19 protein-coding genes and 1 pseudogene are annotated in these 17,629 nt (G+C 52.9%); 7 read left to right on the forward strand and 13 right to left on the reverse strand.

Features of this window, described 5'->3' with window-relative positions:
• Window positions 1–42: 42 nt before the first annotated feature.
• Window positions 43–772, forward strand: a pseudogene (gene msrA / locus UC14_RS09130) (peptide-methionine (S)-S-oxide reductase MsrA).
• 92 nt (window positions 773–864) lie between these two features.
• Here the strand turns inward: msrA and UC14_RS09135 are convergent.
• From UC14_RS09135 to UC14_RS09145, 3 genes are all read right to left on the reverse strand, one after another.
• Window positions 865–1,431 carry a YfaZ family outer membrane protein gene (locus tag UC14_RS09135; RefSeq protein WP_013577890.1) on the reverse strand — a complete coding sequence of 189 codons (567 nt, stop codon included), beginning with the start codon at window positions 1,429–1,431 and terminating at the stop codon, window positions 865–867.
• A 199-nt stretch (window positions 1,432–1,630) separates the two neighbouring features.
• Window positions 1,631–2,122, reverse strand: coding sequence for a FidL-like protein (locus UC14_RS09140; protein ID WP_013577889.1), 492 nt, complete (start codon window positions 2,120–2,122; stop codon window positions 1,631–1,633).
• Window positions 2,119–2,901, reverse strand: coding sequence for a helix-turn-helix domain-containing protein (locus UC14_RS09145; protein WP_112197584.1), 783 nt, complete (start codon window positions 2,899–2,901; stop codon window positions 2,119–2,121). Before UC14_RS09145 ends, UC14_RS09140 begins: the two co-directional genes overlap by 4 nt.
• 275 nt (window positions 2,902–3,176) lie before the next feature.
• Between UC14_RS09145 and UC14_RS09150 the strand changes: the two genes are divergently transcribed.
• The gene (locus UC14_RS09150; protein ID WP_112197585.1) at window positions 3,177–4,307 is read left to right on the forward strand and encodes an HD-GYP domain-containing protein; all 1,131 of its coding nucleotides are present in this window, start codon (window positions 3,177–3,179) and stop codon (window positions 4,305–4,307) included.
• A 69-nt stretch (window positions 4,308–4,376) separates the two neighbouring features.
• Window positions 4,377–4,937, forward strand: coding sequence for a YceI family protein (locus tag UC14_RS09155; protein ID WP_112197586.1), 561 nt, complete (start codon window positions 4,377–4,379; stop codon window positions 4,935–4,937).
• A gap of 185 nt (window positions 4,938–5,122) precedes the next feature.
• Here UC14_RS09155 and UC14_RS09160 read toward each other — a convergent pair whose 3' ends face one another.
• A complete protein-coding gene (locus tag UC14_RS09160; RefSeq protein WP_013577885.1) occupies window positions 5,123–6,154 on the reverse strand; it encodes a methionine synthase in 1,032 nt (343 codons plus the stop codon).
• 31 nt (window positions 6,155–6,185) lie between these two features.
• On the reverse strand, window positions 6,186–7,169 hold the full coding sequence (locus UC14_RS09165; RefSeq protein WP_112151513.1) for a DUF1852 domain-containing protein: 984 nt from the start codon (window positions 7,167–7,169) through the stop codon (window positions 6,186–6,188).
• 264 nt (window positions 7,170–7,433) lie between these two features.
• On the opposite strand from UC14_RS09165, the gene UC14_RS09170 reads away from it, so the two are divergent.
• The 3 genes from UC14_RS09170 to UC14_RS09180 are packed head-to-tail and all read left to right on the forward strand — an operon-like array spanning window position 7,434 to window position 8,861.
• Entirely contained in the window at window positions 7,434–7,769 is a 336-nt protein-coding gene (locus UC14_RS09170; RefSeq protein WP_112197587.1) for an antibiotic biosynthesis monooxygenase, read from the forward strand.
• Window positions 7,762–8,154, forward strand: coding sequence for an amino acid-binding protein (locus UC14_RS09175; protein WP_013577882.1), 393 nt, complete (start codon window positions 7,762–7,764; stop codon window positions 8,152–8,154). Before UC14_RS09170 ends, UC14_RS09175 begins: the two co-directional genes overlap by 8 nt.
• On the forward strand, window positions 8,151–8,861 hold the full coding sequence (locus UC14_RS09180; RefSeq protein WP_112197598.1) for a helix-turn-helix transcriptional regulator: 711 nt from the start codon (window positions 8,151–8,153) through the stop codon (window positions 8,859–8,861). The genes UC14_RS09175 and UC14_RS09180 overlap by 4 nt, the downstream gene beginning before the upstream one ends.
• Before the next feature lie 47 nt (window positions 8,862–8,908).
• Here the strand turns inward: UC14_RS09180 and UC14_RS09185 are convergent, their stop codons facing one another.
• The 8 genes from UC14_RS09185 to UC14_RS09220 all read right to left on the reverse strand — a co-directional run bounded on the left by UC14_RS09185 (window position 8,909) and on the right by UC14_RS09220 (window position 16,620).
• On the reverse strand, window positions 8,909–10,114 hold the full coding sequence (locus UC14_RS09185; RefSeq protein ID WP_112197588.1) for an MFS transporter: 1,206 nt from the start codon (window positions 10,112–10,114) through the stop codon (window positions 8,909–8,911).
• Between the two features lie 197 nt (window positions 10,115–10,311).
• Window positions 10,312–11,550, reverse strand: a complete 1,239-nt coding sequence (gene fucP / locus UC14_RS09190; RefSeq protein ID WP_013577879.1) for an L-fucose:H+ symporter permease — start codon at window positions 11,548–11,550, stop codon at window positions 10,312–10,314.
• Between the two features lie 113 nt (window positions 11,551–11,663).
• Window positions 11,664–12,008: an L-rhamnose mutarotase gene (locus UC14_RS09195; RefSeq protein ID WP_112197589.1), complete on the reverse strand. Its 345-nt coding sequence runs from the start codon at window positions 12,006–12,008 to the stop codon at window positions 11,664–11,666.
• Window positions 12,005–12,781, reverse strand: coding sequence for an SDR family oxidoreductase (locus tag UC14_RS09200; RefSeq protein WP_013577877.1), 777 nt, complete (start codon window positions 12,779–12,781; stop codon window positions 12,005–12,007). The genes UC14_RS09195 and UC14_RS09200 overlap by 4 nt, the downstream gene beginning before the upstream one ends.
• Window positions 12,781–13,635 carry an amidohydrolase gene (locus tag UC14_RS09205; RefSeq protein ID WP_112197590.1) on the reverse strand — a complete coding sequence of 285 codons (855 nt, stop codon included), beginning with the start codon at window positions 13,633–13,635 and terminating at the stop codon, window positions 12,781–12,783. Before UC14_RS09205 ends, UC14_RS09200 begins: the two co-directional genes overlap by 1 nt.
• 34 nt (window positions 13,636–13,669) lie before the next feature.
• The gene (locus tag UC14_RS09210) at window positions 13,670–14,947 is read right to left on the reverse strand and encodes an L-fuconate dehydratase (protein ID WP_013577875.1); all 1,278 of its coding nucleotides are present in this window, start codon (window positions 14,945–14,947) and stop codon (window positions 13,670–13,672) included.
• Between the two features lie 26 nt (window positions 14,948–14,973).
• The gene (locus UC14_RS09215; RefSeq protein WP_013577874.1) at window positions 14,974–15,816 is read right to left on the reverse strand and encodes a fumarylacetoacetate hydrolase family protein; all 843 of its coding nucleotides are present in this window, start codon (window positions 15,814–15,816) and stop codon (window positions 14,974–14,976) included.
• Window positions 15,817–15,879: 63 nt separating this feature from the next.
• Window positions 15,880–16,620, reverse strand: a complete 741-nt coding sequence (locus UC14_RS09220) for an SDR family oxidoreductase (RefSeq protein ID WP_013577873.1) — start codon at window positions 16,618–16,620, stop codon at window positions 15,880–15,882.
• 222 nt (window positions 16,621–16,842) lie between these two features.
• On the opposite strand from UC14_RS09220, the gene UC14_RS09225 reads away from it, so the two are divergent.
• Entirely contained in the window at window positions 16,843–17,604 is a 762-nt protein-coding gene (locus UC14_RS09225; protein WP_013577872.1) for a FadR/GntR family transcriptional regulator, read from the forward strand.
• The last annotated feature ends 25 nt before the right edge of the window (window positions 17,605–17,629 follow it).

The following is a 17,629-nucleotide window of genomic DNA, read 5'->3' on the forward strand; positions in this document are numbered from 1 at the left end:
ATGACGTTCACCCCTAAAGCTTAATCTGGCAGGAAATTGACTATGAAAATTGCATCGAAAAACCGGCGTAACTTTCGCCACTACAGCCTTATCGCCGGGCTGATGCTGGCGTCTGCGTTCGTGTTCGAAAATAATGCCTGGTCGATGGGGCGGGGGGGCTGAACCGGCGGTCGTGATCCCGGCACCGGCAAAAGATGAGCCAGCAGGCACTGCACACAGCGAAACCGCGCTGTTTGCCGGCGGATGTTTCTGGGGAATTCAGGGGGTGTTTCAGCATGTAAAAGGCGTGACCAGCGCGGTGTCCGGTTATGCTGGCGGTGTGGCGCAAACGGCCAGTTACGAGCAGGTCAGTACCGGCGAGACCGGTCATGCGGAATCGGTGAAAGTGACCTTCGACCCGACACAAGTAACGTATGGCGAACTGTTGCACATCTTCTTCTCGGTGGGGCATAACCCGACCGAGTTAAACCGTCAGGGGCCGGATACCGGCAGTCAGTACCGGTCAGCAGTCTTTCCTATGAACGCTGCGCAGGCGGAAGTGGCGAACGCGTACATCGCCCAGCTTAATGCCAGCCACAGTTACAGCGAACCGCTGGTCACCAAAGTTGAAAGCAATGCGCACTTTTATCCGGCTGAGGCTTATCACCAGAACTTTTTAAACGATAACCCGGACTATCCGTATATTGTGGTGAACGATCTGCCGAAGATTAAAGATTTGAAGCAGTATTTCCCGGCGGAATATCGTGAACAGCCGGTACTGGTGAAACAATAACGGATTTATTTTTTCAGCCCTGAAAAATAACAGGAGAGTGCACATTCCGGGTCAATGCAATGTGCACTCTTTGCAGCACATTAAACGTTAAATCAGAAATCCATCTCTGCGCCTAAATACGCACCATCAATAATGCGTTCATTAGGATTTCCCGCAGTGCCGTCAAGGCCAACATAGCGGTAACCGGCTTTTACTTTTAATGGTGCGACCGGGATCCAGCTAAATCCGGCATCGGCTTCGGAATAAGATTTTACACGATTGCTTAATGCATCAGGTGCTGCATAACCCTCTGCATAAAATGCCAGACTGTCGGTGAAGGGGACGGTAATACCGCCGCCGACGGGAAATGCCACGCCTTCATTATCAGAAGTAGAACCCTGCATATAAAGCGCTTTCGCGCCGAGATTAATCATTGCCGGGCCTGCCGGAATATTAAAACCGGTGCTCACGCCACCAATCTGGCGGCCATTTTGAGTATTCTTCGCCCAGTTACCCTCGACATAAAGACCGGATGTCTGACGGCCCATACCGGCGTTCAGTTCAGTGAAATTTGTGCCCGCTTTTGCACCCAGTTCAACAGCCTGAGTCTGGCCAGAGAAAGCCATAAATACCGCAATGGCACTGCCAGCGACAGTCAGTTTGATTGTGTTAGTACGCATTTGTTTACCTATTTTTTAAGTGATCGGCGCTGAGCAGTCTTTGCCACTCTGCCGCCAGACGGATACCCGTCAGTGAGTGGCTATAAAACACTCTTCCGGCCATCGTCATCAATTTATATGTCAGATTGCAACATAAATAGGTTTTTATTCTTAATTTTACTTTTATTAAAGATGAATAACCTGAAGAATGCGGGCGTGTTCAGTACGCGACACAAACAAATTGCGGGGAATAGGTACTGCTTACTACATACGCCTGGTCCCGTATCTTCTTAACACCAATGTTGAGTGAGGCATTATCGCCCGTGTTTTCCAGCCACATCTGGTCGAAATCAGCATCTGGCGTGTTATCCAAAGGTGACGGCGTCACTTTGTCAATGGTGAAATGATAGGTTTTATTATCCACTTTGACACCATGACTGAGATAGACGGTACGCTCAAGATAGGTACTGGCTTTGGCCGACTTTACATAGCCTTCGTACTGAATAATACCTTTGTCTTTATCGTAAAATTGCAGGCTTTCAACAATAGAAAAAACCAGTTGCCCCTGCTCAATATCCATATTCACTTTACCGAAGGCTTTACATTTTAAGGTAGGAATATCTTTGGATGGCCATAAATAAAGAACGGTTGCTGCGATGACGCAAACAGTTGCGACGGTGGCATAGAACCACTTCTTTTTAATCATGATCATGGTTTGATCCACTTATAGTGATAGAAGTTATCACACGAAATAATCTCATTATTATTACCAAGAGTGCATAAGGACAGCAGTGTTCGGGCGTTGTTTTGAGATGAATAGGATAATTCACTGTTATAAATGAGCACGTTGGTTTTGTTGCACGTCAGATTATTGGTTTTTAGTGTGTGACTGACCCGTTCCAGCACCGCAGTTTTGGCATCGTCCGAAATATCTTTAAGGAAAATAATATCGCAGCCGGTGTCGGGCTGTTTTATTTCGGTCATTCCGTTGGTGGCGTCGTCGTATTTCCACGCGCCGAAAGACAGGCTAACCAGAACCAGCAGGCAGAGCAGAATAAAAAGAGCACGCCGTGCAGGTTTAACCGGAGCAGAAACTGAATCGGGTGTTTGCACCCTGAGCGGAGGCGGGGAGGCCGGTGCCTGCCCGGCAGGCGGTGGCGCTTCAAGGCGTTGCACACTGACCGCCGGATTCAGTTTAAAACCGACTTTGGGGAGGGTAATAATGAGTTCGTGGCATTCAAACAGCGCCAGATTGCGGCGGACAATACTGACGTACTGGTTAAGATTATTGCCGGAAGCATGCAGGCCGTGCTTGTCCCAGACTGTTTCCAGCAGATATTCCCGCGTCAGATCACGCCCTTCAGATGAAAGAAATTCTTCCAGCAACCGTGCGGCCGGGAGTGTCAGTTTGATCACGTCCTGGCTGGCAGGATAGTGCAATGTACCATCGTCTGAGTTGAATTCTATTTCGTTATCAATGAGATACTTCATCTGATCCTGACAGTAATAAGTAAAGCCACATCAAACCCGTTCGGATTTACACACCGCTAAGATTAATATTATACAGTCTACATTCCGCGATCAGAATCTGTGAAAGGTATAGGTAAAAACTTCAGCCAGTATAGGGAAAAAAGCCAATTATTATATCTGTTAAAGATACCATTAAGGAATAAAAACCTATATATACCCACTTTGGGCAATTAAATTGTCTGTCATCCCGAAATCCGGTTTCCTTCTCGCATTGTTGAATGAGTGGGAGTGGTTACGTGGACGTTACCTTTACGGATTTTCTTATCGGATTTTCTTCTGCGCTGGACTTGTTAAGCCCTGAAAACGGACATCGTGGTGTGCGGCGTGCTTATATCGTGATGAATATTGCCCGTCAGCGCCAGTTCAGTCTGTTGGCACAAAAGCGGTTGTTCATTGCTGCACTTTTACGTGATATCAGCAGGGGGGCACATGCTCCGCACGATTGCGCCAGCCAACTTGCGGATATCCCGTTACTGGCCGACAGCGCGGGTCTGATCGTCGCAAGAGGCCGGCAGCATTCAGAAAACCGCCTGCTGGATCTGGCCGATAATCTGGATTTACTGGCATTGCATGAATTTCCACGCGGTCATTATCCGGTGCGCGCGGTCGAAACCCTGTGTGATTCCATCGGATCCCGTTACCTGCTCGACGACATGCTGGCGTTACGCGAGCTTGGACTGGAAAAGGAATTCTGGACGGAATTCGCCTCCGCCACGCTTATCAGTACAGCCGCGTCCTTTTCACCCTTTGCTGACCGTGTGTTAAGTGACAAGGAAATGACGCAACTGTCTGCCCTGCTGGCTGTCGTCATTGACCTGCATTGCCGTTCAGCCGCACAACATTCTGTTGTGGTGGCAGGTATCGCCGCCAGGCTTGCGCAAATGTACGGGTTTTCTAAAAAAGGTGTCGCGCGGATCCGCGTCGCCGGTTTGCTGCATGATTTAGGTAAACTGGTTGTCCCCGCCGCCTTGCTCACCAAAGCGCAGCCTCTGACGGATTTCGAACGCCGCCAGATCCATATACACCCGCAGTTCACCTGGAAAATTCTTTCGCGGATTGCCGGCATGCAGGACATCGCCCGGATGGCCAGCTTTCATCATGAACGGCCGGACGGCAAGGGATATCCCTTCCATCTGCGCGGTACACAGCTCGATCTCGGGCCGCGCATTATTTCGGTCGCCGACTGCTATGCCGCGCTGCGTGAAGCCCGTTGTTACAAACCGGCATATTCGCCGGAAAAAAGCCTCATCATAATGCAGGAGACCGCAGCGCGCGGCGGGCTCGACCCTGAAGTGGTGGAAGCGCTCCGTTCGGATTTGATGGGGGCGGGGCAGGATATGCTCAGTGCATCACTGCTTTTGCCTTAATACTGATTTCAACCGAATAGAAACAACAGCTGAAACGTTTACTCAGAGTCAACCTCTGGAGAACCCCTCATGCTGCGAGCGTTTTTATTTATTTTATCAATGGGTTATGCATCTTTATCTTTCTCCGGCACCCCGGAGCATTATGTTATCAACGCAGATCGCACAACCATTACGTTGTCGTGGGTCATGCTCAGCACACATCCCTCGCAGGCGAATTTATCGCAGGTATCCGGCGATGCTTTTTTAGATCATCAGCAAAACATGCAGAATCATATAGATGTCAGAATTCCGGTTTCCTCGCTGGAGGCTTCGAACCTGCTGCTGACGCATCAGTTAAAGAGCAGTATGTTCTTTGATGAAAACCGTTATCCCTGGGTCACGTTCACCAGTCAAAAAGTCACGCAGTCGGGAAATGGGCAATTTAAGATTTTTGGCATGCTGACTATCAAAAATATCCAAAGACCGGTTGTGCTGGATGCTGTTATGAATGACGCCAGCGCGAAGTCCCTGATTCTGCACGCACACACGGCGATTTCCCGCTCTGCTTTCGCGATGGACAGTCTGCTGTCGTTGGTCGGTGACACGATTAACATCGATATTGATATTGCCGCGAAGCCTTATAAGGCATAACGCGGCTACGCGCTTTATCGGAATAGTTTCGTCCGTGACAGGGGTAAAAAAGCGCACGTGCAAAACAACAAACAGGCGTAAAACGGGGCTGCTTACACCTCAGGCGGGTTTCCGGATAGTTGGCGATCGAAATGATCGCGCAACCCAGACAAAATTCTTTTTAAGTGATCGGCTATTTGGCGACGTTATTTAGCCAGCAGTTCTTTGCGGACAATTTCTGCGCCTGCACTTAATGCATCCAGCTTGCCTCTGGCGACGCCACGGGGTAAAGGAATCATGCCGCAGTTGGTGCAAGGATAGAGTTTATCGGCGTCTACAAACTGCAGCGCTTTACGCAGCGTTGCGGCGACTTCTTCCGGGGTTTCAATGGTATTGGTCGCCACGTCTATGGCACCCACCATCACCTTTTTACCGCGGATAAGCTCCATCAGTTCCATCGGAACATGCGAGTGATGACATTCCAGTGAAATGATATCGATATTAGATTTTTGCAGTTTGGGGAAAATCTCTTCGTATTGTCTCCACTCTGTGCCCAGCGTTTTTTTCCAGTCGGTATTGGCTTTGATGCCATAGCCGTAGCAAATGTGCACAGCCGTTTCACATTTCAGCCCTTCGATGGCTCTTTCTAACGTGGCAATGCCCCAGTCATTCACTTCATCAAAGAACACGTTAAAGGCCGGTTCGTCAAACTGGATGATATCGACGCCAGCAGCCTCTAATTCTTTGGCTTCTTCATTGAGAATTTTGGCAAATTCCCAGGCGAGTTTCTCGCGACTTTTATAGTGGTTGTCATAAAGCGTATCGATCATCGTCATCGGCCCCGGAAGAGCCCATTTGATCGGTTGTGTAGTTTGCTGGCGCAAAAACTTCGCATCTTCAACAAAAACGGCCTTTTTGCGACTCACCGGGCCAACAACTGTCGGCACACTCGCTTCATAGCGATTACGGATCTTAACCGTCTCACGTTTCTCGAAATCAACGCCCTCGAGATGCTCAATAAAGGTCGTGACAAAATGCTGACGCGTTTGCTCGCCGTCACTGACAATATCGATACCTGCCTGCTGTTGATCTTCCAGACACAAACGCAGGGCATCTTTTTTGCCGTCAATTAATTCCTGATCTTGCAATTTCCACGGGGACCAGAGCACCTCAGGTTGTGCCAGCCACGAAGGTTTAGGCAAACTGCCCGCAGTCGATGTCGGTAATAATTTTTTCATACACAGGTGACCTTATATTTTTTATGGTTAATCAGAGAGCGGAATGGGCAGACCATTGTTCAAGAACAGTTTGGTAAGGTTTGATGAAGCATTCTTCAGTAAACTTCCCCTGCTCAATAGCCAGATGGCTACGTTCTTCCCGGTCATAAACAATACGGGTTAAAGAATAATCCTGGTAATTCAGGCTGGGTTGATACTGTAATCCTGCCGCAGAATTAGCATTGTAAATCTCAGGGCGATAAATCTTCTGAAAAGTCTCCATCGTGCTGATGGTGCTGATAAGCTCAAGATTAGTGTAATCACTGAGCAAATCGCCAGAAAAATAAAATGCCAGAGGTGCAACGCTGTTTTCAGGCATAAAATACCGCGCCCGTAATCCCATTTTTGCGAAATATTCATCAGTCAGGGAGAGTTCATCCTGCTGATATTCAACGCCTAATACAGGGTGTTTATTTCCCGTACGATAGTAAGTGTTTTTGCTGGATACACTCAGGCAGATAACCGGTGTTTTAGTAAAGTTATCTTTGTAAGTCTCTGATTTTAAAAATTGTTTGAATATATTCCCATGTAATTCGCCAAAATTATCCGGCAGGCTAAATTCAGGTTGATCCTTATTATGCTCTGGCAGTAAAACGCTAAAGTCATAATCACGCACATAGGAGGAAAAGTTATTTCCTAAAATGCCTGCAATGCGTTGGTGGGTTTTTTTATCAACGATAGTTGTTTTCAGTATTTCAATCACCGGGAAGCTGTCGGCCTTGCCTTCAGCATCAATATTCAACTGAGCAGTAATAATATCGAGTTCGACACAATACCGGTCTTTATTAGGATTATCCCAGTTCGCCAGGGAATTGAAGCGATTATCGATCATCACTAAGGTGTTGCGCAGGTTTTCCTGGCGTTTTTCACCCCTTGCCAGATTCGCAAAATTGGTGGTAATACGCGTATTTTCCGAGGGGTTATAATTCTCGTCGAAACGGATGCTTTTAAGGGTAAATGTCAGTTTTTTATTCATTGTTATCAGGTGTCCCGGCTGCTGAAAAATCTACGTTATTTCAGTCGTTTTCGTATTTTTAAGAGTGAATCGCGATGACTCTTTTATGCCTGAGTCATTGAGTGAAAAAAAGTGATTTAAATTCACTGAACATGAGACAAATTCATGATCATGCCTCCCCGGATGCCGTTCCTGCCCGCAGGTAACAGACACACTTCGGTGTTGACCGAAGCATCTGATTTTTGCCGGTAATAAGCTGAACGAAATTCATGAGGGAGCAGAACGATGATCGCAGTACTTTTTGAGGCAGATGCAGTACCCGAAGCGCGTGAGCGGTACCTTGAACTGGCGGCAGAACTGAAACCATTGTTATCGGACACGCCGGGATTTATTTCCATTGAGAGATTCCAGAGCCTGACCACGCCCGGAAAAATCCTTTCATTATCATGGTGGGAAGATGAAGAGTCGGTGGCAGGGTGGAAACAGAATCTGATCCATCTGGCCGCGCAGAAAGAGGGTAAACAGTCGATTTTTTCATTCTACAGAATACGCGTTGCCCGTGTATTTCGTGACTATTCTTCCGACAAGTCTTCCGGTAAAGGAGCGCATCAGCATGTATGACATTCACGTGATCCTCGACCATTCACCCGGTTCGCTGGCCTCCCTTGGCCGTATTCTGGGCATGAACGGTGTGGGGCTGGAGGGCGGCGGCGTATTTTCCACGGCAGAAGCGGGGCATGCGCATTTCCTGATAGAAGACGGTGAAAAAGCCCGTCAGGTTCTGACTGATGCTGGCTTTGACGTGAGAAAGCTGTCACGCCCGCTGATAAGAAAACTACCTCAGAAACAGCCGGGCGAGCTGGGCGAAATCGCCCAGACACTCGCCCGGAATGGCATTAACATTCTGGTACAGTACAGCGACCACGATAACCGGCTTATTCTGCTGACGGATGACGATATCCGGGCGGCTGAAGTCACTCAACAATGGGCGATACCTTCTGCATGAATTTTCTTCAAAGCGAATACGACAGTGAGCCGGATGAGTCTCTTGAAAAATCCATGTCACTGGTGGCTTCAGCAATATCTGACCCGTCAAGGGTCAGTATTTTGTGTGCCCTGATGGACGGACGCGCGTGGACCGCGACTGAACTCAGTGCGGTGGCGGGCATCGCCGCCTCCACAACCAGCGGTCATCTTACCCGGCTGCTCAGCAACGGGCTGGTGATTTGCCTGACGCAGGGGCGCCACCGGTATTACAGCCTGGCGGGCCACCATATCGCCGGATTGCTGGAAAACCTGATGGGGGTTTCCATGCATAACCACAAAACTTTTGCGTCGCGGACGCCGGTCGTTCTGCGTTATGCACGAACTTGTTATGACCATCTGGCCGGAGAGCTGGCGGTAAAAATCTACGATTTTCTGCTGCAGGAAAACTGGCTTGAAGCGGACGGTAACGCGCTGACTCCGGCCGGGAAAGCCCATTTTCAACGTCTGGGCGCGGTGCTCAATCCGCGCCCGCGCCGCAAGGCTTGCTGCCCTTGCCTTGACTGGAGCGAAAGACGCTTCCATCTGGGAGGCGATGCGGGGCAGGCATTAATGACGCTTTTTCTGCAAAAAACGTGGATATCCCGCACGCAGGGTTATCGTGAAGTGAGCGTCACCGACAGCGGCAGAATTGCCCTGAGCCGCCTGTTCGGTTTGAATCTGGCCTGATTCTGCAGGCTATGTTTACGCTTGCTTCGCCCCGCGTGACCGACGACTTAGCTTGTCTCCATACAAGACTGTGTTGAAAGTAACGGGGCATATCGCCACCAGATCAGCAGCCCCGTCAGGGCGATAACGCTCAGAACGCTGAACGCCGTAGCGAACGAATAATGCCCTGCAATCATACCCGTCAGGGCCGGGCTCATGGCCGCGCCGACGCCCTGCATCAGCATCACCACGCTTTGGCCCGCGTTGACATGACCGTTTCCGCGCAGCAGCACCACAATAAAGCTCGGCACTACCACGCCCAGTACGCCAGCCGCGAAACCATCAAGTATTTGCACCGGCACCATCATTAAAGGGGCGGCAGAACTCGCCGCCAGCGCCGCCCGGACGGGCATGATCAGCAGCGCCAGCATAATCAGGCGCCAGTAGCCGACTCTGTCGATGCGCCCGGCGGTCCAGATTGCTACCGGGATCATCACCATCTGAGAAATAATCACGGTTGCGGCAGCGTACAGGCCGGGATTGACGGAGCCGGGCGCTGCCGCGATTCTCATGCTGAGCATCGGCAACAGCGCCGCATTGGCCAGATGAAACAGCAACAGTGTCAGACCGGTGATCAGCAGCGGTTTATTTTGGGCCAGCACCGAGAAATCGGGGACCTGAGCGGATGCGCCAGACTCCAGCCCTCGCGCGGCATCATCGTCTATATCGCTGCGGCGGATGCCCGTCAGTGCAATGAGCGTTAATAACATCGTGCAGGTCATGAGAATGAAAATACCGCCGATGCCCCAGTACCAGGCGATCCCTCCGGCAATCAGCGCGGTGATAAAATTCCCGGCATGGTTAAACGCCTCATTTTTACCCATCTGCGCGCTAAAGCCTTTTTGCCCGGTCAGACCCAGCGTGATCCCGGTGATCAGCGGACCGACAAAAGCAGCACATATTCCGCTCACGATCTGCGAAAACGCCACCACGGCATTTGCCTGACTGAGCCAGAGCAGCAGCGTCGTGCCGGTGATCAGCACGCAGAGCAGCGCCAGAATCAGCCGCTTGTTTTTCGATGCATCAGTCATGAAGCCCGCAGGGAGCGTTGCCAGCAACCCTGCCACGCCGCCAGCGGTCATCAGCAAGCCGATATCATCGGGCTGCCAGTGGCGTTGTGTCAGAAAGATCCCCAGAAAGGGCCCAAGCCCGTCACGAACATCCGCAATAAAAAAACTGGTTAAACACAGTGCCTGCAATGAACGAATCGACATTTTTTTACCCTTCAGCGTTATTAACCAGCTTTATACGCGATGAAGTATAAACAGGATTTTTCTATCAGGGATGACAGGAATGTTAAAACTCATGACGCGGTTTGCAGGGTTGCAACCCCTCCCCGACACCCGAAGGGTATTAAGGAGGGGCTGTGTGGTGAGGGGGAGCAGTCAGATTGTTTTGTATGACAACGTTCTCAGATCGCCGCTTTCGCCCGTTGTTTCACGGCATAAATCAGCACCACGGCGAAACATACCATCGGCAGGGCGTAAGAAACGGCGGTGTTGTAGTGGTCGGCAATTGCGCCCATCAGATACGGCATCACCGCGCCACCGACAATCGCCATGATCATCACCGAGCTGGCGCGTTTGGTTTGTTTGCCCATGTTCTTGACACCCATCGCGAAAATGGTCGGGAACATGATCGACATGAAGAAGAAAATCGCCACCAGCGCAATCACCGACACATTATCAATACCGGCCACCACCACGCCGCACAGCACAATATTGATGATGGCGTAGACCACCAGCAGCGTGGCCGGGCGGACAAAGCCCATCAGCCAGGTGCTGAAGAAACGCCCGACCATAAAGCTGATCATGCCGACAGACAGCAGATACGACGCGTTCTGGTTCGACAGCGTGTGCCAGTGTTCGGTGGTGTAGTTAATGAAGAAGGCACCGACGCCAACCTGTGCCGCGACGTAGAAGAATTGTGCGATGACGCCGCCGGTGAAATGGCCGTGCTGCCACAATCCTTTCTCGATACCGTGATCTTCCGGAGCGCTTTGCTCGCGGATGTCCGGCAATTTTGTGCGTCCGAACAGGAAGGCAATCAGCAGCACTAACACGGCGATGGCGACGTAAGTGGTTTTCACCGAGGACAATCCGTCCGTCGTGGTGCCTTGTGTGGCGGAGAAGAACAGTGAACCACCGATGATCGGGCCGATGAACTGACCTAAACCGTTGAAGGACTGAGAAAGGTTCAGGCGGCGTTCGGCTCCGGCCGGATCTCCGAGAACGGTAGCGAACGGGTTAGCGGCGGTTTCGAGACAGCCCAGGCCGAGGGCAATCACGAACAATGCGAACAGGAACATGCCGAAGCTGCCTGCGGAGGCGGCGGGCACGAATAACAGTGCGCCCAGGGCATACAGACACAGACCCACCAGGATCCCGGCTTTATAACCGAACCTGTCCATGAAGAAACCGGCGGGCAGGGCGATGATAAAATACGCCCCGAAATAGGCGGCCTGTAGCAGACCGGACTGGGCTTTATTGACGTGCAACACGTCCTGGAAATGCTTATTCAGGACATCCAGCAGCCCGTAGGATAAACCCCACAGGAAAAACAGCGTGGTGACCAGTATGAACGCCAGTCGGAAACCGGACGTCGTTTTGCGCTGCGCATAAGCGGGCGCGGCAGTTTTATCGGCGAGCATGTTGTATTCCTCAGTATCTGGTGACGCATGTAGGGGTTCAGCTCAGGTGGCTGATTTTTTATGTCAGATAACGTGAAAAACGGTTAACTCCCTCATAGCAGGGAGATGTATAGCTATTTCTGACCGGCCAGCGAAAAAATCCTCTCCATTTCCACCCACTTTTCACCGGCGGGCGTCCACGGCGTAGGGCGCTGATACTTCCACATCAGGGCTTCCCATTCGCAGACTTTCGGATCCTCCAGACTGCGGCGTTCGAACAGTCCGCTGTCAAAATCTTCCGTGGTTTCCATCACCATCATCAGGCGGTTGCCCAGCCGGTAAATTTCCATGTCTGCGATGCCATAACGGCGCAGATGTGCGGTAATTTCCGGCCAGATTTCGCGGTGATAACGCTGATATTCTTCGATAAGCACAGGATCGTCCGCCAGATCCAGCGCCTGACAATAGCGGCGTTTCATGTTAAGGCCCGGTCGAGATGCATATAACCGCCGTCCACGGTCAGCCACTGGCCGGTGGTGTGCGAGGCGCGGGAAGAGAGCAGGAACACCACGGTGTTGGCGATTTCCTGCGGCGTGGTCATACGCTGTCCCAGCGGAATATGCGAAGTGATTTGTTGCAGCTTTTCTTCGGGATGGTCGAAGCTTTTGATCCAGCGTTCGTACAGCGGCGTCATGACTTCCGCCGGGATCACCGCGTTCACGCGGATACCGTCGCCGAGCAGCGCCGCTGCCCATTCGCGGGTCAGCGCCAGAATGCCGCCTTTGGCCGAAGCGTAACCGCTGGTGTTGCCTTGTCCGGTGAGTGCGGTTTTCGAGCTGATATTGACGATAGCTCCCCGGCTGGCGCGCAGGGCGTTCAGGCTCAGGTGCGCCATCAGGTAATAGTGGATCAGATTCTGCTCGAGCGATTGCACAAAGGCTTCGCGACCGGCATCCAGCCCGACGCTGTCGTTGGCACCGGCATTGTTCACCAGCCCGTCGATGCTGCCGTAGCGGGTAAGCACCTCATTCACCGCTGCCTTGCAACTGGCTTCGTCGCGCAGTTCAGTCAGTACAAAACTGGCCTGTGGCGAAAGCTGTTGCAGTTTATGCATCAGTTCATTGGCCGGTTCGGTATTGCTGATGATCACCGGAACCGCGCCTTCTTCCGCCAGCGTCAGCGAAATCGCCGCGCCGATACCGGAACCGCCACCGGTGACCATCACCACTTTATTTTGCAGATGCAGATTCATCAGTCATTTCCTGTAATCGGTAAAGGCTGTAATCGATAAATCGTGCAGGCATTGCCGCCATAAATGGCTGCCTGCTCGTCAGAACTGAGTGCGGCCGTGGCCTGTTCACATAAATCCCACGGATTTTCATCCCCGTCTGCCAGTAAACACACCGGCCAGTCGGAACCAAACATCAGGCGTCCGGCACCGAAAACGTCCAGTGCGGCATCGAAATACGGCAACAGATCGCGGGCTGGCATACCTGCCGGACGCGGCTCGGTCAGCAACCCCGAGAGCTTGCAACTGACGTGTTTTAACCCCGCCAGCGGTGCAATCTGCTGCTTCCAGTACGCTGCACCCCGGCTGAGATCCGGCTTGCCGAAGTGATCGAGCACCAGAAAATGCCCGTCATGCTTTGCCGCGAACTGCACGGCATCGCGCAGATGGCGATGCGTCACCAGAATTTCATAGACATAGTCCTGCCGCTGAATCTGGCGAATACCCGCATTGATGGTCGGATTTTCCAGCCACTGCGCAGGTGAAGACTCGTCCTGAACCTGATGACGAAAGCCGCGCAGCATCGGGTGCGAAATAGCCTCCAGATCCCGTTGCAGCGCGGGTGACGACAGATCCACCCAGCCGGTCACGGCATGCACAAAGTCGGTTTGCTCTGCGATCTCCAGCAGCCAGCGGGTTTCCTGCACAGAGGAACAGGCCTGAACCAGAACCGTGCCCTGAATATCGTGACGTTGTAACGCAGGCCGCAATATCTCCGGCAATAAATCCTGTTTCAGCACCGCCATGTCATCGCCTATCCAGCGATAATCCTGCGGGATGTAGCGCCAGAAATGCTGGTGGCTGTCGATTCGCATCATCGGCGTTCTCCTTGCTGCTTTTCGATCATTAAGGTCAGGCGTGATGGCGGTATCTTTCGATCGACGCCTGATGCATCTCAATGGAGAATCCCGGTGCCTGCGGCGGCATATAGGCCGCGCCCCGGACGTCGCACGGATGCACAAAATGCTCGTGAAGATGGTCAACGTATTCGATGACGCGGCCTTCGTGCGTACCTGCGATGCACAGATAATCAATCATCGACAGATGCTGCACGTATTCGCATAACCCGACGCCGCCCGCGTGCGGACACACCGGCAGATTGTATTTGGCCGCCATCAGCATCACCGCCAGCACTTCGTTGACGCCGCCCATGCGGCAGGCATCAATCTGCACCACGTCGATGGCTTCGCGCATAATGAACTGCTTGAACATGATGCGGTTCTGGCACATTTCGCCGGTGGCGACTTTAACCGGTGCAACGCCCTGACGGATTTTGCGGTGGCCTTCGATGTCGTCCGGGCTAGTCGGTTCTTCGATAAACCAGGGGTTGGCAAAGGCGAGGGCGTTCACCCAGGGGATGGCGTCGTTGGTTTCCCATACCTGATTGGCGTCGATCATCAGTTTGCGGTCCGGGCCGATCACTTCGCGGGCGATGCGCACACGGCGGATGTCATCTTCCAGGTCGCGCCCGACTTTCAGTTTCAGATAATCGAAACCGGCGTCGACCGCTTCCTGACATAAACGGCGAAGTTTATCGTCGGGATAGCCGAGCCAGCCCGCTGACGTGGTGTAGCACGGGTAGCCTTCCGCCAGCAGTTTCTCCGTGCGCCGGGGTTTGTTGTCGGCACGTTGCTGCAATAAGGCCAGCGCTTCCTGCGGCGTGATGCAGTCAGTGATGTAACGAAAATCGATGCAGCGCACCAGCTCTTCCGGCGACATATCGGCGACCAGTTTCCACAGCGGTTTACCGGCGGCTTTGCTCCATAAATCCCACACCGCGTTAACCACCGCGCCCGTCGCCAGGTGGATTGCGCCTTTGTCAGGACCAATCCAGCGCAACTGGCTGTCGCTGGTGAAATCGCGCCAGAACTGGCCCATATCGGCGGTAATGTCCGCCAGTTCGCGGCCCACGATCAGATGTTCCAGCGCTTTAATCGCCGCACAGCAGATTTCATTGCCGCGCCCGATGGTGAAGGTCAGGCCGTGGCCTTTCAGCGCCGGAGTGTCAGTGTCTAAAATCACATACGCGGCGGAATAATCCGGATCCGGGTTCATGGCATCCGAGCCGTCCAGCGCCAGCGAGGTCGGGAAACGCACATCTTCAACACGTAAAGCGGTAATCGTTGTCATCGCAAAATTCCTTTAGCTGTAAAGGGTTATGCCTGCACTGTCTTCTGGCGCTGCTCACCCAAACCTTCAATCCCAAGCCGCATCACCTGACCGGCTTTCAGGTACACCGGCGGTTTTTGCCCCAGTCCGACGCCCGGCGGTGTGCCGGTAGAAATGATGTCACCGGGTTGCAGGCTCATGAAGCGGCTGAGATAACTGATGATTTCGGGGATCTGGAAAATCATGGTGCGCGTATTGCCGTTCTGCCAGCGCTTGCCGTCAACTTCCAGCCACAGATTCAACTGGTGCGGGTCAGGGATTTCATCCGCTGTCACCAGCCACGGACCGGTCGGGCCGAATGTGTCGCAGCCTTTACCTTTGTCCCAGGTGCCGCCGCGTTCAATCTGGAATTCGCGCTCAGAGACATCGTTAATCACGCAGTAACCGGCGACGTGCGACATCGCATCGGCTTCGCTGATATAGCGCCCGCCGGTGCCGATCACCACACCGAGTTCCACTTCCCAGTCGGTTTTGACAGAATCACGCGGGATCTCCACGTCGTCATTTGGCCCGACCATCGCGCTGGTCCATTTGCTGAAAACCACCGGTTCTTTCGGGATCTCCGCGCCAGTTTCGGCGGCGTGGTCGGCGTAATTGAGGCCGATACAGATAAATTTCCCCACCTTGCCGACACAGGCACCCAGACGTGGTTCACCGCCGACCAGTGGCAGCGTGTGCGGATCGAGCTGGCGCAGTTTATCCAGCGTTTCAGGCTGCAGAAATTCGCCGCTGATGTCGGCAATATGTGCGCTGAGATCCCGCAACGTGCCGTTGTCATCCAGCAGGCCGGGGCGCTCAGAACCTGCGTTGCCGTAACGTAATAATTTCATGGGTCAGTGTCCTTCTGTGAAAGTCAGATCGGTGAAAATCAAATGTTTAAAGCGGCTGGCGTGTCAGTTGCTCCAGCCGCCGTCAATAATTTGAACCGTGCCGGTGGTGTATGAACTGGCGTCGGAAGCCAGATACAGCGCAAGCTGGGCGATTTCTTCGGTTTTACCGATGCGCCCGATCGGCTGGCGGGAAACAAACGCCGCGTACACCTCGGCTTCGCTGCGGCCTTCGGCCTTTGCCTGTGCCGCGATGCGCTGGCGCAAGGACGGCGATTCCACCGTGCCCGGACAAATCGCGTTACAGCGAATGCCGCGGGTGACGTAATCCGCTGCAACAGAACGGGTCAGGCCAATCACGGCAGCTTTTGAAGCGCTGTAAGCAAAGCGGTTCGGCACACCTTTGATGCTGGAGGCGACGGAAGACATGTTGATCACTGAACCGTGGTTGCGCTCAAGCATGGCGGGCAGAAAAGCGCGGATCATGCGGAACATCGCGGTGACGTTAAGATCGAGCGCAAACTGCCATTCGCGTTCGGTGCAGGTCAGGATATCGCCGCTGTGCACCACGCCGGCGCAGTTGAACAGCACATCGAGCGCGCCGGTTTCTTCTGCCAGCGCAGCAATCGCCTGCGGGTCGGTCACATCAAGCAGGCGCGGGGTGATGCCGGGAATATTGTGTAATGCGTCGATGTTGATGTCGGTGGCAATCACCTCTGCGCCTTCACGGGCAAACAGCGTGGCGGTGTTGAAACCGATGCCTTGTCCGGCGGCGGTGATCAGAACTTTTTTCCCGGCCAGGTTCATAACAATTCTCCCTAAAAGGTGTTTTAAAGGCCTAATGGTCAGGCCATTGGAGGTGAAAAAAACGCGTTAAACGCAGTGCTTTTTGTTAAGATGTTCGGCAAGCTTCTGCTTAAAACGCCATTTCGGTTAACCAATTTTTTACATGCATAAAACAAATCAGCAAGATTTTTGTCCGGAAAATGCTAGCTGAATCACTTAATGAGAATTGACCTCAGGTGTCCGATGCCGATAAAAAAATTAGAAAATCCCAGAATATACAGGCAGATAGCTGACCAGCTTAAAACGTTAATTGATAACAAAGAATTTCCGCCCGGCAGCCGTCTTCCGGCCGAGCGTGAACTGGCGAGTCAGCTACAGGTCAGCCGCGCGTCGGTGCGTGAGGCGCTGATTGCGCTGGAAGTGATCGGGCTGGTGGATGTGCGGGTGGGAAACGGCGTGATTGTCCGTCAGCAACCTGCCGTTCCGGTCACGCCTTCGCAGGAGCCGGTGATGTCGCAGGCGGGGCGTAATCAGTGGGCGGATGTGGATGATGAGCTGAATATTGAGCTGGATTTTACGGCTGAACTGCCACCGTTTTCGCTGTTGCAAACCCGTCGTCTGATAGAGCCGGAAACCGCCGCGCTGGCGGCAAGAAATGCCACTGACGCCGAACTTGCGGCGATCAGGCAGGCATATGAACAAAACTGTCGCGATAACCGCAATGGCTCGGCAACGCATCCCGGCGACCGGTTGTTCCATATCCGTATTGCGCAGGCCAGCGGAAATCCGGCTTATGCCTTCATCATCGCCCACCTGCTCGGCCACCGTTATGGCACCATGTTCCGCAGCCTGCAATTACACTACACGCCGCAGGACATGCCGCACCGTTCTGAGATTGAGCACCTCGAGATCCTGACCGCGCTGGAGGCCCGTGACAGTCGTGCAGCGAAGAAGGCAATGAAGGAACATCTGGATGCGGTGATTAAGATTTTCGGGCAAGGGTGACAACGTTCGCTGCATCTGACATCGT

The sequence above is a fragment of the Rahnella sp. NRRL B-41462 genome, from assembly GCF_003263525.1.
In the GTDB taxonomy this organism is placed as follows: Bacteria; Pseudomonadota; Gammaproteobacteria; order Enterobacterales; family Enterobacteriaceae; genus Rahnella; species Rahnella aceris.

What these genes read in the sequence shown, in the direction of transcription:
- UC14_RS09155 (WP_112197586.1), top strand. Translation starts at nt 4,377, where the DNA reads ATGCTGCGAGCGTTTTTATTTATTTTATCAATGGGTTATGCATCTTTA.
- UC14_RS09140 (WP_013577889.1), bottom strand. Translation starts at nt 2,122, where the DNA reads ATGATCATGATTAAAAAGAAGTGGTTCTATGCCACCGTCGCAACTGTT.
- UC14_RS09210 (WP_013577875.1), bottom strand. Translation starts at nt 14,947, where the DNA reads ATGACAACGATTACCGCTTTACGTGTTGAAGATGTGCGTTTCCCGACC.
- UC14_RS09180 (WP_112197598.1), top strand. Translation starts at nt 8,151, where the DNA reads ATGAATTTTCTTCAAAGCGAATACGACAGTGAGCCGGATGAGTCTCTT.
- UC14_RS09135 (WP_013577890.1), bottom strand. Translation starts at nt 1,431, where the DNA reads ATGCGTACTAACACAATCAAACTGACTGTCGCTGGCAGTGCCATTGCG.
- UC14_RS09160 (WP_013577885.1), bottom strand. Translation starts at nt 6,154, where the DNA reads ATGAAAAAATTATTACCGACATCGACTGCGGGCAGTTTGCCTAAACCT.
- UC14_RS09225 (WP_013577872.1), top strand. Translation starts at nt 16,843, where the DNA reads ATGCCGATAAAAAAATTAGAAAATCCCAGAATATACAGGCAGATAGCT.
- fucP (WP_013577879.1), bottom strand. Translation starts at nt 11,550, where the DNA reads ATGCTCGCCGATAAAACTGCCGCGCCCGCTTATGCGCAGCGCAAAACG.
- UC14_RS09205 (WP_112197590.1), bottom strand. Translation starts at nt 13,635, where the DNA reads ATGATGCGAATCGACAGCCACCAGCATTTCTGGCGCTACATCCCGCAG.
- UC14_RS09215 (WP_013577874.1), bottom strand. Translation starts at nt 15,816, where the DNA reads ATGAAATTATTACGTTACGGCAACGCAGGTTCTGAGCGCCCCGGCCTG.
- UC14_RS09220 (WP_013577873.1), bottom strand. Translation starts at nt 16,620, where the DNA reads ATGAACCTGGCCGGGAAAAAAGTTCTGATCACCGCCGCCGGACAAGGC.
- UC14_RS09195 (WP_112197589.1), bottom strand. Translation starts at nt 12,008, where the DNA reads ATGAAACGCCGCTATTGTCAGGCGCTGGATCTGGCGGACGATCCTGTG.
- UC14_RS09175 (WP_013577882.1), top strand. Translation starts at nt 7,762, where the DNA reads ATGTATGACATTCACGTGATCCTCGACCATTCACCCGGTTCGCTGGCC.
- UC14_RS09165 (WP_112151513.1), bottom strand. Translation starts at nt 7,169, where the DNA reads ATGAATAAAAAACTGACATTTACCCTTAAAAGCATCCGTTTCGACGAG.
- UC14_RS09145 (WP_112197584.1), bottom strand. Translation starts at nt 2,901, where the DNA reads ATGAAGTATCTCATTGATAACGAAATAGAATTCAACTCAGACGATGGT.
- UC14_RS09200 (WP_013577877.1), bottom strand. Translation starts at nt 12,781, where the DNA reads ATGAATCTGCATCTGCAAAATAAAGTGGTGATGGTCACCGGTGGCGGT.
- UC14_RS09170 (WP_112197587.1), top strand. Translation starts at nt 7,434, where the DNA reads ATGATCGCAGTACTTTTTGAGGCAGATGCAGTACCCGAAGCGCGTGAG.
- UC14_RS09185 (WP_112197588.1), bottom strand. Translation starts at nt 10,114, where the DNA reads ATGTCGATTCGTTCATTGCAGGCACTGTGTTTAACCAGTTTTTTTATT.